This window comes from Paenibacillus radicis (ex Xue et al. 2023) (assembly GCF_024722015.1).
Taxonomy (GTDB): domain Bacteria; phylum Bacillota; class Bacilli; order Paenibacillales; family NBRC-103111; genus Paenibacillus_S.
In genome coordinates this window covers 1-16,939 of record NZ_JANQBD010000034.1, presented here as the reverse complement: position 1 = coordinate 16,939, position 16,939 = coordinate 1, and the positions used below count along the sequence as shown (strand labels likewise).

Sequence of the window (16,939 nt, the reverse complement as noted above, 5' to 3'; positions counted from 1 at the left end):
CTTGTTGACCCCTTCCTTCGAAGGGCGTCCGCTTTGTGCAAAGTATACAGGCCTCAAGCAGCGCTTATGTCGCCGCATTGAAACTTCTACTTCGCTCCCCGATCACGTGGGGATCCTCCGTTACAGCCTAACACCGGTGGTTCTACCGGTTTTAGCTCTACCGCTCCCGGGCGAGATTCGTGCCTCCCTTGACTGCGTTGCACCGACCCGCAGCTCTCTGGACAAGGGAAATGCTCTACTAGCTCCCGTTCTTCGCGTTTGTTGTTATGATGTTAGTGCTAATTCCTATAACCAAAAAAGGCCTGCCATCTCTGTATAAGAGACGACAGACCTTGTAGTCTTATCGCGGTACCACTCTCGTTGACCTCCGCATTATGCTGGAGATCCGCTTAGTGTACGGATGAATGTATTCATCAGCACTACCCTTTCACGGAGGCAAACCGTCAGAACTTATTTGCAGGTGCAGCGCTACACCGTTTCAGTTCCACCGCTCCCGGGCGAGCTTCATAGGCTTCTCTGACTGCGTTGCACCACCCGCAGCTCTCTGTACAGATTGGACCGACTACTGTTCCCGTTCTTCGCGTTTATGATATTGTTTGTTAGTATAGTATGCCTCTCATCCAATGTCAATGCATACGTTACAAAAAAATTTTTGAACGAGATAATCTAACATCAAATGCTTGTTCGGATAAACACAATTATTCCTGCCGCTAAATATGTACCCCAATTAAAAAAGCCCCAGCGCTCATGAATTTAATGAACACTGGAGCAAATTCCAAACATTGGGTCAACTATCCTTCACTACCGATAAACACATACCGAAGCACGATAAGCACAGCCAACACCCACATCAACCAATGCACTTTATATTGCCCACGACCACTAGCACTAGCAATGGAGGCCAAAACCACATAGGACACAATACCGAACGAGATACCATTTGCGATGTTATATGTAAAAGGCATGAATACGATGGTAAAGAAGGATGGGATCGCAACAACATAATCTTGGAAATCAACTTCCTTGATAGATTGCATCATCAGAACGCCTACTATGATTAGCGCCGCTGCAGTAGCCGACCCTGGAATTAGAGCCGCAATTGGAGCAAGGAACAACGCCAGCAAAAAGCACACGCCAGTAGTTACAGCAGTCAAGCCAGTACGCCCGCCTTGAGCAACGCCCGCAGCGCTCTCTACATACGCAGTTACAGTACTTGTACCCACCAGAGCGCCGCCACTGACCGCAATAGCATCAACCATCATAGCTTTGCCGACTTTTTTGTTGCCTTCCTCTTTATTTTTCATAAAGCCAGCACGGTTTGCGGTACCCACTAGAGTACCAAATGTATCGAACAGCTCCACAAAAGTAAAGGTTGCAATTACTGAAATAATTCCCACATTCATCAAACCTTTGAAATCAAATTGACCAAAGGCTAATTTACCCATGTCAGGAACCCAATTCGTTTTAGCATCAGTCAACATACCCAGGTTTACTTGACCCATAAAGTAGCCAACAACGGTTGTCAGCAAAATACCTAATAATATTGCACCGCGAACCCGCAGCACCATCAAAATCGAGATTAAAAACAAACCAATAATGCAAAGCAATACTCCAGGATCTTTAAGACTCCCCATATGGAAGACGGTTTCAAAAGAAAGCACATCCACAAACTTATGAGCAGGAATATCTTTAGTTGATTCCACAGCTACCGTAAGCAAACCGCTATTCTTCAAACCAATAATTGTAATAAACAACCCAATCCCTACCGTGATGGCATGCTTCAAGCTATCCGGCACTGCAACTAAAAGCAATTGGCGTACCTTCGTAACCGTTAGTACAATAAAAATCAATCCGGAAATGAATACAGCAGCTAGTCCCATTTGAAACGTAAACTGACCTTGTGAAGATAGAATCACTGTAGCAAAATATGCATTTAAGCCCATCCCCGGAGCTAAAGCAACAGGAAAATTAACAAACAGGCCCATCGCAATGGTCATAACGCCTGCAGCAATAGCTGTTGCCAAAAACACCGCAGTCCAATCCATGCCCGTCGCACCAGATCCGAAATTACTTAGAATGTTCGGATTTACCGCGAGAATATACGCCATTGTCATGAACGTCGTTAAGCCTGCCATGATCTCCGTACGTACGGTAGTACCGTTTTCTTTTAGCTTAAAAAATCGATCCATCCCCAAATCCCTCCAAATGGTTTTTGGAACAACGAAATAAACTCAGCATGATCTCTCTGCTGAGCCCGCAAGCAAAGTCGGGACGGTAAGCAATTGCGCATACAGATGCACAGCAGGATGTGCCGTGAGCTCTGTTACACAGTGTACGTTAAACGTCTTCCGCTTTGTTTGTTCGTAGCCAGATCATTTACGGTGATCTCGTAGAGACTCCCAGGCCGATTCCCGAGATTATACGAAACTGTTATTCCCTTAATATTCATCACTTATTCTAAGAGTGATACCTTCACTTGTCAATTGCTTTTCCGAACATTCAGGAGTTTTTTTTTCTTCATGTTCGGTTTATTTATTAAAATCACTAGAAATAGGGCATAAGAAAAAGCCGCTTCTTCCAAAAGAGGAAAGAAACGACTTTTCCCATCACTACTTACCTATTATTCCCACTCAATAGTAGCTGGCGGCTTGGAAGTAATGTCATAGACAATACGGTTTACATTATCCACTTCGTTAACAATACGCACCGATATTTTTTCAAGAACATCCCATGGAATACGTGCCCAATCGGCAGTCATACCATCGATGGAGGTTACTGCGCGAATACCTACCGTGTAGGAATACGTGCGAGCATCTCCCATTACGCCAACACTTTTCATGTTTGGAAGCGCAGTGAAATACTGCCATATCTCGCGATCCAGACCCGCTTTGGCAATTTCATCACGCAGGATAGCATCGGATTCACGAACAATAGTCAGCTTCTCCTCAGTTACTTCACCCAGCACGCGGATTGCAAGACCCGGACCCGGGAATGGCTGACGCCATACGATTTCTGCTGGCAGGCCGCATTCTTCGCCTACTTTACGCACTTCATCTTTAAACAAAGCCTTCAACGGTTCGACCAGCTCGAATTTCATATCCTCTGGAAGACCGCCTACATTATGATGCGACTTGATAGTATGTGCAGTAGCTGTTCCGCTCTCTACGATATCGGTATACAGCGTTCCTTGCGCCAAAAAGGCGAAATCATCAAACTGCTCCGATTCTTCCTCAAACACGCGAATGAATTCCGTTCCGATCAGCTTCCGCTTTTGCTCAGGATCATCTACTCCGGCAAGCTTACCCATAAAACGATCACGGGCATCGATTTTAACAACCTTCATATCGAATTTGCCAACAAAGGTTTCCATAACACCTTCCGCTTCCCCTTTGCGCAGCAAACCATGATCAATAAACATACATGTCAGTTGATCGCCAATTGCTTTGTGAAGCAATATTGCAACAACGGAAGAATCCACGCCGCCGCTAAGTGCACATAGCACCTTTTTGTCGCCGACTTGTGTACGGATATCACGAATTGTGTCCTCGATGAAGCTTTCCATACTCCACTGCCCCACACAACCGCATACTCGGTACAGGAAGTTATGAATCATGTCATTACCAAAAACGGAATGGCGAACCTCTGGATGAAATTGGACGCCAAATATATTTTTATCCGGGTGACTCATTGCTGCAACTGGAGCATGATCCGTGCTGGCATCAACAACAAAACCTGTAGGAAGTTCAACTACATGGTCGCCATGGCTCATCCATACGGTTTGCTGCTTGTCCAAGCCATGGACTAACTGACAATGATCCGCAAAATCCACTTCTGCTTTGCCATATTCCCGTTTGGATGCTCTTTCCACCTTGCCTTGAAGCTGATGGGCTATTAGCTGCATACCGTAACAAATACCGAAAATAGGGATACCCAGGTCATAGATGGCTGGATCAACAATCGGGGAGTTTTCTCCATACACGCTTGATGGTCCGCCAGAGAAAACAATTCCTTTAGGTGAAAGCTGCTTTAATTTGTCCGCGGTTGTATTGTAAGGCAGCAGCTCACTATACACTCCCAAATCACGAATCCGACGGGCTATCAGTTGATTGTACTGCCCTCCGAAATCTAATACGACAATAAGTTCATTCGGTTTATCCATAATTTCCTCCTATGAGTTTTCTTTAGAAAACTTTCTTTCGTAAGCATTGACTGAGTTTTCGTTAGAAAACTGACTTCGTACGCATCAGCTGAGTTTTCAATAGGTCACTTGCTTATTTATTAAGCAAATCCCTGCTTCACTCGGCTCAACGCTCTGCTAAATCAATAGGTAATATTATAAGCTTCCTAATTAGAAAGGGCAATGCCTGTATGAGAAAAGCTTTATTGCAATTCATTTATCTCCACTCCATTTAAAGGGGTCATAATCATTTATTATTATTCCATTTATCATTTACCACATAGATAGGTCCTACTATTAATAATAAAGGTTAACAACATATACACATACTAACCTGCATTTTTCAGATAATTCACACTTATCCACATAGTTATAAACAATTTGCCCATAGTTATGCACATAATTAACATGGATATCAACAGCTATGCAACAATGAAAACAGCCTATGGAGCTGATCCACAGGCTGTTTTTCAGTACACATAAATATCTTATCCGCTTACATAAACTCATTGCGTACCGTTTGATGCCTTTTTAAACTCGCGCCAAGCTATTTGCAGCTGGCTGTATGTCATCCGTCCGGGTCCGTTGTGGTACCGGATAGCTTCCAACAGCCGTACCAGCCGAAGCAGTGCACTGCGCTGGGCATCTGTAGTGAACGGCCTTGTAAGCAGATACTCCCGCATCGTCTGAGATGCACCCGCAGCTCCCCACCGCCGCTGCAGCTTTTTCCATAAACGCTCTGATAAGCGCATGGCCGTCCAATTCCTCATAGTCCCTGAGAGGCCCGATGATTCTCGTTCTCCAGCTCCGAGCCGCGAGTAAAAAATAGACCTGCTACGATATTTTCTTATCCACATGTGGATAAGAAATGTCAAGAAAACTCCAATTACTATGCACAGGAATAAAGGTAACCAAGGCTTCGTCCACAAGACTATGCTGTGGAGAAGCGGGACAATCTCCTTGGCATATGTGGGTAATACAGCAGTCAATCTGCGAAGCATGGGGATAATTTGCCCCAGCGACGGTACAAATTGAAGGAGGGCATAACCTCCTGATAAAGGCAGCTCGCTATCTTCTTTGTGTCCAATTCCATTGTCACTAGCAGAAGCAGAGTCTGCAGCCGTCTTAATTTGGAGTACCCTACTCTCATTAAAGCCGGGTGTTGGATCGAATGGTATCCACCCTGCTGTCGGGAAATAAACCTCCACCCACGAATGAGCATCTTTATTACGCACTTCCACGGTGTAAATAGAATCATTAAGTGGTGTTGATAAGCCTCTCACTTCCTCTGCTTCAGCAGCGGCATCAAAAGATGCTGGCTGTTCAGCTATCAACGACGAAGCGGACCTCGTACTCGAATTAAGCTTTTCCACTGCAATGACTTCACCGGGTGCAAAGCCTTTTACCCAGCGTGCAGGAATTCCAATTGTCCGAAGCATGACGACCATAGCAGAAGAAAAATGATCGCAATAGCCTACTCCCTGCTCGAACAAAAACTGATCAACCAAATCTTGCCCAGCCGAAGGCGGTCTGCCCCGCTCCATGCTGTAGGAGTAATTCTCCTGCAAAAATTGTTCGATAGCTTTTACCTTTTCATAAGAGGAATCCTTACTTTTTGTAATTTTCATAGCCAACTCCGCAACTCGTGACGGAAGTTTATCTGGAAGCTGTAAATATGTGTTTTTAAAGGCATCCGTCAACACATAATCAGCAGAGCTGTCCGCCAATGGCGGTAAAGGATTCCAGGCTAGCACCTGAACCTTATAAGAAGCAAGAGGATCCGCCATAGCTGGGAGAAGAACGCGGTCTGTCAGCTTGTTTTTCCATATCCATTCAGGTGAAATGGGCTCTCCCTCTTTGGAGATAAGCTCATCAATTTTAAACAATTCACCGCCAAGAAACAATTGGTTGTCGAGTCCTTTTTGCCAAAGGGTCACCTCTTGATGCACGAGCGTTTTAGCTGTGCCGGTTGAGCTGTTCGACGCCTGACTGTAAGAAGCAGCAGCTGTGAGTGCGGAATCCATCAGGTTCTGAACAGGTTGGGAATACGTCTGTCCCCAGCCTTGTCCTGTATATATATTTTTAGCCTCACCTCGCCAGTAGGTAAGCTGTGTTGTACGTGCTGTAAAAGCAAAATGGTCATCAGGCTTCAAAGGAAAGCCAAGCTTGGAATCGTCTGCACCATAGCCTGTTTTACGTCCATCAGCCGAATTACTTGATCCATTCCATGCTGATATGGGAAGCGCCTGCCGCCATTTATATACGTATTCGGACCAATCAACTGCCTTGCCTTCCCGAGGATGCTGCCCGGCTCCAATCCATGCCCCGAGCAAGCATAAGCCTGCAACAGTGAAGCTGGCAATCAAAGAAGCCACAGCGCCTCCTGCTATGCGAGGTTTGGCAAGCGGTTGGACTCGGGGTGATTCTTGATACCAACGCAGCCAACGATCGGCTTGAAGCGAGCCCTGCAGCAACAGCCCGGCTCCCGAAGCACTCAGCAGGGAAAGTGACATATCAATATCAAATATGAGCTGAAGCAGCACCAAATAAAATAAAGTCATCAGCACAAACCAACCGATCTGTTGACGCTCAGCAGCAAAAGAATGTACAACCCATATGAAGAACGACCAGCCTCCCAGGAACAGCATGGTCCGGGTTACAGGCTCAAGCTCCGAGAATCTCCCTTGCGCGATGTTGAGCGCATCTCCTGTGAGATCGCTCAGCCACCCAGCCCACCAGCTTCCACCAGGCAGCCAGCTACCGCTATGCAGCACTGCTGCAGCTCCAATGATTACTATAGCCTTTAATGGCCATGCGGCTCCCCCCGGCACGCGAAGCATATCGAGGACCAAAAACAGGCCAAAGGCGATCAAAAAGGGCGTAGTGCTGTACACTTCCGTGATGTCAGATAATCGCTCCAAGGGAATAATCCATTCTCGCAGAAGCCAGAACAGCAGCAGGGCGGATACAAGCCGCGCTGAGGCGGCTGGAATTCTGGAAGCTGCCTGAGGCAGCGGAGGCGCCGCTTTAAATAACGGCGGCGGATCGATTGGCATCTGCGACATCGCCAGCACCTCCTTCGGCGGTGCGGCGGCTTAGCGCGCCAACCGCCGTAAACCGCCAGCGCGCGGCCTGAGCCTGCCGCCGCCACTGCTCCACAGCGTCCGGCCCATTGGCCTCGCTGTGGATGTACACCAACTGCACGGCGCGTGAACGCAGCCGGCACAGCAAGTGCAGCAGCTGCTCATCCGGCTGTGCCGTGATGATGGCGACCCCGGCCCCCGGGCCGAGGTGCAGCGTCTCCCGCTGCACCAACGCCGCCAAGGGGCGGTCGCCATTGCACGGCAGCAGTGCGAGCAGCCGGAGCAGCTCAGAGAGGCGCTCGCGCCCCTGCGCCTCCAGGGCACGGCCTTGCCGATCAGACGCGGCAAGGCGTACGGTCAAGCCAAGCTCCAGCGCGCGCTTGGCCAGCCCTGCCGCGGCCTCGATGGCCGATTCGAACGCGGCTGCGTTCGAGGGGCCTGCGGCCGCGTCGATACAGATGAGCAGCCGGTCCATGCCGGGCTGCTCCGACTCTTTGGCGCGCAGAGCGCCTGCGCGCGCGGTCGCGCGCCAGTGGATCCGGCTTAGCGGATCCCCCGGCGCGTAGGGCCGCGTCCCGTAGATCAACGGGGACGCGGCCAGCCGCTGCAGCTGCTGCTGCCGACTGCGGCGCTGGAGTTCCCCTCCAGCGCCGTCCAGATTCGGCTGCTGGGGCCTTGGTCTGGGCAGTACCTGCAGCTCGTGCTCCCCAACCGGTACTTTCCGGCTGATATGCAGCAGCCCGAATGCATCGCTTATGCTTATCGTCATCGCTTCCAATCGGTACAAGCCTCGCGGTAGACCCGGTATTACCGCATTTAGCTTAGCAGCTCTCGACAAGGAGGGCCGATAGGTATCCTTAAAGACGACCTTCTCCTCAGTTCCTATATGGCTCCAGATTTCCTCAATAGACAGCCAAACCGACGGTATCGAAAATCCACGAAAATACATTCGCAGTTCCATCATTATCGCTTCTCCGCTCCAGCAGCGGGAATGTTCAATAGACCGATGTACTCGGATCCTCGATGGAAAACTTATATACACCATACCAAGATAAACCAGCAGCGTCCCTATCCCATACGTACAAAGCCATGCCGACCGCCCACCCTCATGAATTCCCCAATAGGCTGCGAGCAGGCCGCAAAGAATAAGGATCAACAGATTCAATACGTTATTAAACATAACGTTATCTCCTACTGTGCCGGCGCATAACGCCGTGAAGGTATCGGAGCACCCGTAAGAATTCCATTCAATACAGCTTCACAGCTCGTATACGACAGTGCGGCATCCGCAGAGAGCAGCAGCCGGTGCGCCAGAACTGACACCGCGAGCTGCTTGGCATCATCGGGTATGACGTAGCTGCGGCCGGACATGAACGCACGAGCCTGTGCCGCACGCATTAAAGCAATCGAAGCACGAGGGCTCGCCCCAAGTGCCAAATGAGGATGGTTCCGAGAAGCGGCCGTTATATTTACAATATAGCTTTTAACCGCATCATCCACATGTATCCGCAGCGCCTCCTTCTGTAGAGCCATGAACTCTTCAGGCAGCAGCAGCGGACGAAGCTGTGTAAGCGGGTGCCGCTCGGCAACACGGTTTAGCAGCTCAACCTCCTCACTTGGCTCAGGATACCCTAGTCGAAGCTTCATGAAAAACCTGTCCAGCTGAGCTTCCGGCAGCAGAAAGGTTCCTTCAAACTCAAAAGGATTTTGCGTAGCGAGAATGAAAAATGGCTCCGGCAGCGCATACGCCTCTCCGTCCACCGTTACGCATTTCTCCTCCATCGCCTCCAGCAGGGCAGCCTGAGTCCGAGGGGTGGTCCTATTGAGCTCATCCGCCAATATTAAATTAGCCATTAAGGGGCCGGGCCTGAATTCAAACCGGGCTGTCTGCTGATTATACATACTGCTCCCAGTCAAATCCGACGGCAGCAAATCCGGCGTACATTGAATCCTCTTAAAGCTGCAATCGATTGTTCTGGCAAGGGCCCGGACAAGCATCGTTTTACCAACTCCCGGCACATCCTCCAGCAGCACATGCCCCCCGCATAAAAGAGCAATCAACAGCTTCTCTATGACATCTCGTTTGCCTATAATCACTTTTTCCATTTGATAGATTATTCGTTCTAATACTTCTTGCGGCTTGTCAAAATAAGATGAATGCACCTGCATAACCGAAATACCTCCTCATAGATCCCATTCTATGATTCTAGTATTTCCAGTCTTCAGTTCCTTTAGACAGTAATACCATTTACCTTGGTTCACATCCATTTCAACCCTCTAATTCCCTGTGTGAGTATCGATAGGCTAGAATCCAAAGGTGACCGCATACCCCCCGGTAAGTGCAACCTGGATTTGCATCCGCCCGTTGCCATTGTTCACCCCATCATTGATTATGTGACTGCCCAACAGCTCTACTGTCTTGCGAAGCGGTACATACACCGTTCCATTTCTTAATTCCATCTGCGGTAAATGATAGACCGTTTGCTTCTCTCCCTGATTCACGCGCATTTCATGATGAGAAAAATCATATTCGATCACGTGAGATCCATAATGAACAACTGCCGTACGCTGGCCTTCACGCCAATCCGCGTGACCTCCCATGGCTTCTATAAGGTTACGTACCGGTACCTGATAATTTCCACCAGTCAAGCGATATTGGCCTGGTTCAAAGAGCAGCCTGTCACTGCCCAGAATAACCTCCAACAGCTCGGACGGCAGCGATTGCTCCCTCACATTCCCATTCCCTTCGAATGCCGTTCCCTCAAGCCGATGCTCCTGTAAATTCCGGGTCTCCCCAGCTAACTGCTGCCCCTGTGGGCTCTCTATTTCTTTTTGTGTCAACTCCTGATCCTCTTCAGTACCTGATTCTTCGAATGCATGCCGTTGCTCTCCCGCTTCAGCTAAAAGTCTATTATGCAAGTCCGATCCAACTGACCGGTTCCATTTGATTTTTCCTGCTGAGAAATGCACAGGCTTCACCTGCGGACTGAGGGGAGCAAATGCGTAGCCCTTGGCCTTAAACAACCGGATAATATCAGGCAGCGCCTTAACGGTTTGCTCATGTCCAGTCCCATCGTGCATTAGCAAAATGACTTGGTCGCCAAATGGACCGTTTTTTACAGTCTGGATTATTTCATTTGCCGGAACCCCTACTCTTTTGGAATCCCCGCTGTCGATATTCCAATCATGCACCTCGAAGCCAGCTTGATCTAAATAATAAAAGTAAAAAGCATCAAAATTACCGAACGTCCCTCCAGGGGCTCGTATCAACCTCGTTTTTACCCCCGCTGTCTCATCCAATGCCTGTTCGGTTTGTTCAATCTGCTTCCAGAACGACGCAACGCTGGTATATAGCTCGTTATATTTATGATTGTACGTGTGATTGCCTATCGCATGCCCATCCTTCACAGCCTGCCTAACCTGCTCAGGATAGGTCTTGACCTGTTCACCCAGCATAAAGAAGGTCGCAAGCACACCCTCTTCCCGTAAAATATCCAGCACCTTGCCTGTCAGCTTACTTGGCCCGTCATCAAAAGTTAAATAGACCGTTGGTTGATCCGGCTGCACATAGGCTTTATCCGTCCATATCCGCTTTCCGGATTTTAATTGCTCATAAGCCTCCTGTCTCTCCTCATCATTGGCTGCCGCATACGCCCTAGAAACCGGTTCCACAAAATAGAGCAAGACTAGCATCAAGCTGAGAAACAGGCTGATACGCCGGAATAGATGAACATGAGGCAAGTTAGGCATGGTGAATCCCTCCGCATAATCTATTAATTTCAACTATCAGACTATATGGGAGATTTAGCGATCGTATGCATGAATTATTTTTTACAATTCAGGGTCTAGAATCCCTGTAATGCAGAACTAAAACCTTAATGCAAAAAGCCGAAGCAGAGGGCTGCTGATGCAGCTTCTACTTCGGCATTACTTTTCACAGATGACTATTCCTTAGCGGCCAACTTCCGAATATCGTCCATTGGCAATTCAAGCGTTTCGGCTACTTCTTCAGGTGTGAAACCTTTGCTGAGCATTTTAAGAACCGCTTTTTCGATTCCTTTTTCTATACCTTTTTCGATTCCTTCCTCATAGCCCCATTTCTTCCAAGCCGGCATTAGCTCCATAATCGCTTCACCTTCTTCCGGATATTGTTCCCTAAATTCGCGAAGTATCGATTCTTCCTGCTCTTCATTGGGTTCAAAATACATATCAGCCACAGACATGATGAGTGCCAGACGTGCTCCATCCAGCTTCTTTTGCAATCTCAATATCATACGCAAGTAGGCAAGTCGCATCTCGCGCTTCTCTTTATTATTATAACCCATTTTGGCTAATAACGCTGCAGCTACCGGATTTTCTGAATCAATAAAGCGTCTCCACTCCTGCCGCTTCAATTCTACCTTGAGAAATTCAAAACGAAGAATGTCATGCCCAGGAATTGTCATGAGAAGTGTATTCGGTTCATCCCTAATTTCATCCGCTGTAAAAATGGCAATAGGGATAACCAGCTTATATTCTTCACGATGCCGTTCAAACAACCGACTATAATAAATAAACATCCGTTCATTGAACTTAGCCTGTTTGTATGACTGCGGCTCTAAATGAACCAAGATATAGGCATCAAACTCTTTGTAGCGGGTCTCCAGCAGCAAATCAAGCTGACGTGCTTCCTCCCCAACAACATCCACAAGCAGCTCCTGCATGAGAAATCTTGTTTTGCTATGGTCCAGCAGCTCACTCACTTCAGGAAAAAACAATTCAATAAATTCTGCGAAAAACGTCTGCAGCAGCTTCTTAAACGCTTCATCATGATTCTTGCTTGAATTCAAAATAAACTGAGGCTGCGCTTCGTTATCCTCGCTCATATTATTAATCCTTCCCCCTGTGAACACTGGGCAATTTAATGACTTTTTATCATTTTAGCAAACATTTGTTCCTACGTAAATATTAGAAATTTACCTATTGCATCAATTTATTCAAATTTTGGATAGAGCGGGTTGATGCTTCTTGTTGATCTTCATTTCCTTCGTACTCCACAGCCAGCCAACCGTCATAATCAGCAGCCTTAAGCTGGGACAAAATAAATGGAAGATCTACATCCCCTTCCCCTGGTGCTTGGCCAGCATAAATGTCTCCGCTTAGCGAGGTATAGCTTCTTCCCTGCGGATCGTTTTGAGCCATCTTTCTGAAATCTTTCAAGTGAACGTGGGATACTAAGGGTAGCAGCTGTCTAATCGCATCACTAGGATTTTCATCCACCAGCAGAAAGTTCCCGGTATCAAATGTACTTCGCAATGAATCAGAGCCGACCTCTCGGATAATGTCGCTCACCTGGCTGGCCTTTCCAGCGAAATGTCCGTGATTTTCCAAGCATAAGGTTATGCCTTTCTCTTCAGCATAGGCCGCTGCTTCTTTCAGTCCTTCGATAATCCACACTTTGGCTTCCTCAAAGGTCAGCCCCTCAGCGCGGTCACCGGAAAAAATCCGGACTACCTTCGCACCCAGCAGCCTTGCCATATCAACACTTGTTAAAATGTCCTGGACCTGTGATCTGCGCTTTGCCTCATCCCGTTGGGCCAGATTGTTGCAAGCACCAAAGCAGGCCAGCTTCAGGTTATTGCGCAGCAGAGCCTCCTGCACCTGAGGGATATCCGTATCGGCATTCCAAAACATACTCAACAGCTCGACACCAGCAGCCTGTGTAGTTCCAACGAAATCGATAAAATCCGCATTTGACCACGTTTTATTATAAAAGTTTTGATGGCAGCTCCACACGCTTAATGCTATTTTCATCCCAAAACACTCCCTCTCCCACAGCAGGTTATTTAAAAGCATTAATAAAAGAAACCGCTTTGCGTATATCCGTTTCCGGCTGATCGCCAACTTCGCGCTCAATAGTCAAATAGCCCGTATATCCAATCTCCTGAAGCGCAGCAAAATATTCAGTAAACGGAACTTTGCCCTCACCGAGAGGCACTTCTCTGAAGGCTTGACCAGCGGATCCCATCTCAGCGATTTTTTGATGATCCATCTTTTCAAAGCCAAGAAAGCCGTATACTTCCCTGGGATCGATTTCACGGAAGCGCACTCCATCTTTAACATGCGTGTGGACGATATAATCTTTTAGAATATGAACCCCCTGCACCGGATCATCTCCAGTAACCATTACCATGTTCGCAGGGTCAAAATTGACGGATACTCCATTGACCGTAAGCGAGTCCAGAAAAGACTTCAAATGCGCCGCTTTCTCCGGACCGGTTTCAATCGCGAAATAAGCATCCATGCTCCTCGCATAATTGCTCAGTTCCTCACATGCGACTTGCATGGAATCGTAAATCTCACTCTGCACATCGTCAGGCACAATCCCGATATGGGTCGTGACGATATTCGTTCCAAGCTCCATGGCTAGATCAAGAATCCGTTTCGATTTCTCGACTTTCTCATAATTGGCTTTGCGGTCCTGGAAGCCATGTCCGCCCAAATCACCACATAGCGCCGATATCTCAAGGCCTAGCGAATCGATGTAGCTTTTGAGCTCTTTGCGTGCATGCGACGGCAAATTGGCAGGGTCCATTTCTCCACTCACCGCATAAATTTGGACGCCTTGTGCACCTACATCTTTGGCTTTTAAGAGACCTGAACGTACTCCAATTCCAAAGCTATCCACGATAACTCCGATTTTATTAGTTAGCTTCACAGTAGATCTCATCCTTTCTTTTCTCGAATTTATTAAAAGGAATAATTCCTATAGCTGTGTCTTTCAGAGGAAGCTCCTTACACCAGCTATTATCCTCTTGCTTACCATTCAACTTCTTTGCCTTCGGCTGCCGACTGATAAATACCGCTCAAAATTTTCAGCATCTCCACCCCATCCTCTACAGGGCTTAGCAATTCCGCATTACCTTGGCAGCAGTCGATGAAATGGTTAATTTCAGCTTGAAAGGCTTGCTGAAACTCGAAGCTTGGCTGATCAATCTGCGGTGTTACATTCAAAATAGTCTGATGCTTCTCGGTAATAATTTGCAGCTCAGGCTCAATCTCAGCCCCACCGTTTTCACCGTAAATCTTGACGGTCAGCTCATCTTTTTTGGCATGCAGCGTAAAGCTGACATCTACGAATAGAGAAGCACCATTTTCAAAACGAATTAACGCGTTCGCCAAATCCTCCACGTCATTTTTGTCTGCATCGTAATCCGCCGCTTTATAAAATGCTAAGTTGTCAATGTGTTTACGATTACCTAGCTTCCGATATGAATTCCCGCTTACGGATTTAACCTTGGGCTTTCCCATCAAATACCAGCACAAATCAATGATATGAACTCCAAGATCGATCAAGGGCCCGCCGCCGGAACGCTCGCCATCCGCGAACCATCCACCAGGATTGCCTAATCGGCGCAAGCAGGAGGCCTTGGCATAATAAATGTCCCCAAGCTCACCCGCATCGATAAACTTGCGCAGCGTTTGTACATTTTGTCCGAACCGCCTCACATAGCCAACCTGCAGCAGCTTCCCTGTACGCCGTACCGCATCCTGCACCTTCAGCGCTTCCTCCACTGTCTTGCAAAGAGGCTTTTCGCATAGCACATGCTTGCCCGCTTCCAATGCAGCGATACTGATCTCGGCATGAGTTTTGTTCCAGGTGCAGATACTTACCGCATCGATATTCGGGTCGGCTAACAGTTCTTTGTAGTCAGTGAAGGTTCTCGAGGCTTTGTATTGTTCAGCTTTTCCCTTCGCTCTCTCTCCATTGAGGTCACAAATGGCAACCAGCTCAACGTTCGGATTGGCCGCATAGGCCGTTAAATGCACATTCGAAATGGATCCTGCGCCAATCACGGCGACTCTTACTTTAGACATGTTTATCGTTCCTCTCCTTGGGGATAACAGCTTGGAAAGCTCTTTTCCAAACAGCGCTTTCACGATACAATTACTTTTACAAGCATGTTGCATATGTTCATATCACATTACCGCTATATTGCACATAAGGAACACATTAAACCAAACATACCATGCATCGGAGGCAGACGTGAATGTACAAAGTAACAAGTTTCATGGACTATATGATCAGTCCTGTTCCGATCCGCATCATTGACCGTAAGGTGGATAAAAGCAAGCTCAACCTGAAGACTTTAACCGTCACCAACGTCGGGCATTTGCCAGGCAGAACACTGCAAAGGAACGAAGCGACTTTTCAAACTTGGGCACTTGTTTATATCACAGGCGGGAGAGGCTACTACAAGGTTAATAACGGAGTACGACAAACCGTGGAATCAGGGAGTATATTCTGGTTTTATCCGGATGCTGTGTTCGAGTATGGTCCGGAAATGAACGGTTATTGGGATGAATATTATTTCAATATAGAGGGTGCACGGTTAAAGGAGTGGTTGGAGTACTGGCCCATTCATCCTGGAAGGGTCAGTCAAGTCGGTACGGACGATTCCTTGCAAAATCGAATTGATCGTATTTTTATGCTCATGGAGAGTGGGACCCCCGCGAATGTTGATCGTGCTTCGCTGCTGCTTGAATCATTATTGTATGAGTTTATTTGGAGTGCAAATCAAATTCCAGAGCACGGAAAATCCCAGCAAATGAATCAAATTTTGGAGGATATATCCAACTCCTTGCTCCAACCAATTGATGCCGCCAAATTAGCCAAACGCCATCACATTTCGGTTTCGACACTGCGCCGCAGCATCAGCGAATATACCGGGTACCCTCTCAATGAATATATCCATCGGTTGAAGGCTGCTGAAGCTAAAAATATTTTATTAAATACAGACCTGACCCTTAAAGAAGTTTCCGACACATTGGGATATAAGGATGTTTTCTACTTCTCACGGCTATTTAAGAAGTATGTTGGGCTGGCTCCGAACGTTTATCGTAAAAATATGTGAGGTTATTGATAATAAAAAAACGCCTTGCGGTGTCCTTGGAAAGTACTGTCCCAAAATTCATTTTGGAACAGCCCATCCACCATTATCGTGAAAATAGGGTTGCAAAAGAACCCTCCATATAAAAGGTTCTTTTGCACATTCTATCGGATTCATTCGCTCACTAACCAGGGTTTACCCTTTTGAGATAGCCCTTCTTGGGTATTCTCAGCGAATAGTAGAGATGAGGTCGCTTTCCAACGCGTGCTCATCGCGGGGTTCGGGGTTCGTAACAAGCACTGCATGGCAGCCTAGCGAATCCCACGCAATTATCAGGAAAATGTCACGTTATTTTCTCCCGAAAATAGCGTTTCAAGCCCTATAACTGGAATTTCGGCTAGGCCCCCTAAATCCGGAGTCTTCACCCTTAAATTAGTGGTTTCCTTAGCATAACTCTTTATTTCGAGATTTTTTACAAATATCACCCCTGGGTGCTTGAGGAAGTGCATCAAAAATCGGGATCGGTGAGCTTCCGATACAGCTCCAAGTTGTCTTCCTTGAGGCATTACGTTGCTCTATAAGTTGTTGGATTTCTTCTCGCAGTTGGGCTTGCTCCTTTATGTGAATTTCTCCTCTCACTTTCAATGAAAAATTATAATGCTTTATGAAAGATCGTCCGATCTTCGAGCTGCATGACCCACTCCGAAAATGGATTGGGGGGCATTCGTTTTAAGCTGCCGTGCATTCTACGATTGTTGTAGAAATCCATGTAACGGTCTACTGCTTCATAAGCTTCATCAAAGGTCATG

General features: G+C 47.3%; 12 protein-coding genes, 1 riboswitch and 2 other annotated features (1 of these 15 cut by a window edge). Of the genes, 1 reads left to right on the top strand and 11 read right to left on the bottom strand.

Annotated elements, in window-relative coordinates; translation table 11 throughout:
- Nucleotides 1-262 (bottom strand) — a binding site (T-box leader) (it extends 37 nt beyond the left edge of the window).
- Between the two features lie 53 nt (nt 263-315).
- Nucleotides 316-588: a binding site (T-box leader), on the bottom strand.
- Between the two features lie 203 nt (nt 589-791).
- The 10 genes from NV381_RS32605 to NV381_RS32560 form a co-directional block, all read right to left on the bottom strand.
- Nucleotides 792-2,189, bottom strand: coding sequence for an NCS2 family permease (locus tag NV381_RS32605; protein ID WP_258217489.1), 1,398 nt, complete (start codon nt 2,187-2,189; stop codon nt 792-794).
- A 155-nt stretch (nt 2,190-2,344) separates the two neighbouring features.
- Nucleotides 2,345-2,445, bottom strand: a riboswitch (purine riboswitch).
- A 175-nt stretch (nt 2,446-2,620) separates the two neighbouring features.
- Complete coding sequence (gene guaA, locus NV381_RS32600; protein WP_258217488.1) at nt 2,621-4,159, bottom strand: glutamine-hydrolyzing GMP synthase; 1,539 nt, start codon at nt 4,157-4,159, stop codon at nt 2,621-2,623.
- 524 nt (nt 4,160-4,683) lie between these two features.
- Nucleotides 4,684-7,242, bottom strand: coding sequence for a transglutaminase domain-containing protein (locus NV381_RS32595; protein WP_258217487.1), 2,559 nt, complete (start codon nt 7,240-7,242; stop codon nt 4,684-4,686).
- Complete coding sequence (locus NV381_RS32590; protein WP_258217545.1) at nt 7,205-8,029, bottom strand: DUF58 domain-containing protein; 825 nt, start codon at nt 8,027-8,029, stop codon at nt 7,205-7,207. Before NV381_RS32590 ends, NV381_RS32595 begins: the two co-directional genes overlap by 38 nt.
- Nucleotides 8,030-8,451: 422 nt before the next feature.
- Nucleotides 8,452-9,429: an AAA family ATPase gene (locus NV381_RS32585; protein WP_258217486.1), complete on the bottom strand. Its 978-nt coding sequence runs from the start codon at nt 9,427-9,429 to the stop codon at nt 8,452-8,454.
- A 135-nt stretch (nt 9,430-9,564) separates the two neighbouring features.
- Nucleotides 9,565-11,010: a polysaccharide deacetylase gene (locus NV381_RS32580; RefSeq protein WP_258217485.1), complete on the bottom strand. Its 1,446-nt coding sequence runs from the start codon at nt 11,008-11,010 to the stop codon at nt 9,565-9,567.
- 194 nt (nt 11,011-11,204) lie between these two features.
- Nucleotides 11,205-12,125: an Rpn family recombination-promoting nuclease/putative transposase gene (locus tag NV381_RS32575; protein WP_258217484.1), complete on the bottom strand. Its 921-nt coding sequence runs from the start codon at nt 12,123-12,125 to the stop codon at nt 11,205-11,207.
- Nucleotides 12,126-12,219: 94 nt separating this feature from the next.
- Nucleotides 12,220-13,053, bottom strand: a complete 834-nt coding sequence (locus NV381_RS32570) for a sugar phosphate isomerase/epimerase family protein (RefSeq protein WP_258217483.1) — start codon at nt 13,051-13,053, stop codon at nt 12,220-12,222.
- Nucleotides 13,054-13,081: 28 nt separating this feature from the next.
- The gene (locus NV381_RS32565) at nt 13,082-13,957 is read right to left on the bottom strand and encodes a sugar phosphate isomerase/epimerase family protein (RefSeq protein WP_258217482.1); all 876 of its coding nucleotides are present in this window, start codon (nt 13,955-13,957) and stop codon (nt 13,082-13,084) included.
- Nucleotides 13,958-14,058: 101 nt separating this feature from the next.
- Nucleotides 14,059-15,117, bottom strand: a complete 1,059-nt coding sequence (locus NV381_RS32560) for a Gfo/Idh/MocA family protein (RefSeq protein ID WP_258217481.1) — start codon at nt 15,115-15,117, stop codon at nt 14,059-14,061.
- 173 nt (nt 15,118-15,290) lie between these two features.
- Between NV381_RS32560 and NV381_RS32555 the strand changes: the two genes are divergently transcribed.
- Nucleotides 15,291-16,154 carry an AraC family transcriptional regulator gene (locus NV381_RS32555; RefSeq protein WP_258217480.1) on the top strand — a complete coding sequence of 288 codons (864 nt, stop codon included), beginning with the start codon at nt 15,291-15,293 and terminating at the stop codon, nt 16,152-16,154.
- Between the two features lie 628 nt (nt 16,155-16,782).
- On the opposite strand, the gene NV381_RS38560 is transcribed toward NV381_RS32555, so the two are convergent.
- A complete protein-coding gene (locus tag NV381_RS38560) occupies nt 16,783-16,938 on the bottom strand; it encodes an IS3 family transposase (protein ID WP_419182325.1) in 156 nt (51 codons plus the stop codon).
- Between the last annotated feature and the right edge of the window lies 1 nt (nt 16,939).

Bases quoted from the DNA above. Each gene is read 5' to 3' on its own strand.
- NV381_RS32595 (WP_258217487.1), bottom strand. From the start codon at position 7,242: ATGTCGCAGATGCCAATCGATCCGCCGCCGTTATTTAAAGCGGCGCCT.
- NV381_RS32560 (WP_258217481.1), bottom strand. From the start codon at position 15,117: ATGTCTAAAGTAAGAGTCGCCGTGATTGGCGCAGGATCCATTTCGAAT.
- NV381_RS38560 (WP_419182325.1), bottom strand. From the start codon at position 16,938: ATGACCTTTGATGAAGCTTATGAAGCAGTAGACCGTTACATGGATTTC.
- NV381_RS32605 (WP_258217489.1), bottom strand. From the start codon at position 2,189: ATGGATCGATTTTTTAAGCTAAAAGAAAACGGTACTACCGTACGTACG.
- NV381_RS32585 (WP_258217486.1), bottom strand. From the start codon at position 9,429: ATGCAGGTGCATTCATCTTATTTTGACAAGCCGCAAGAAGTATTAGAA.
- NV381_RS32570 (WP_258217483.1), bottom strand. From the start codon at position 13,053: ATGAAAATAGCATTAAGCGTGTGGAGCTGCCATCAAAACTTTTATAAT.
- NV381_RS32575 (WP_258217484.1), bottom strand. From the start codon at position 12,125: ATGAGCGAGGATAACGAAGCGCAGCCTCAGTTTATTTTGAATTCAAGC.
- NV381_RS32590 (WP_258217545.1), bottom strand. From the start codon at position 8,029: ATGACGATAAGCATAAGCGATGCATTCGGGCTGCTGCATATCAGCCGG.
- NV381_RS32580 (WP_258217485.1), bottom strand. From the start codon at position 11,010: ATGCCTAACTTGCCTCATGTTCATCTATTCCGGCGTATCAGCCTGTTT.
- NV381_RS32555 (WP_258217480.1), top strand. From the start codon at position 15,291: ATGTACAAAGTAACAAGTTTCATGGACTATATGATCAGTCCTGTTCCG.
- guaA (WP_258217488.1), bottom strand. From the start codon at position 4,159: ATGGATAAACCGAATGAACTTATTGTCGTATTAGATTTCGGAGGGCAG.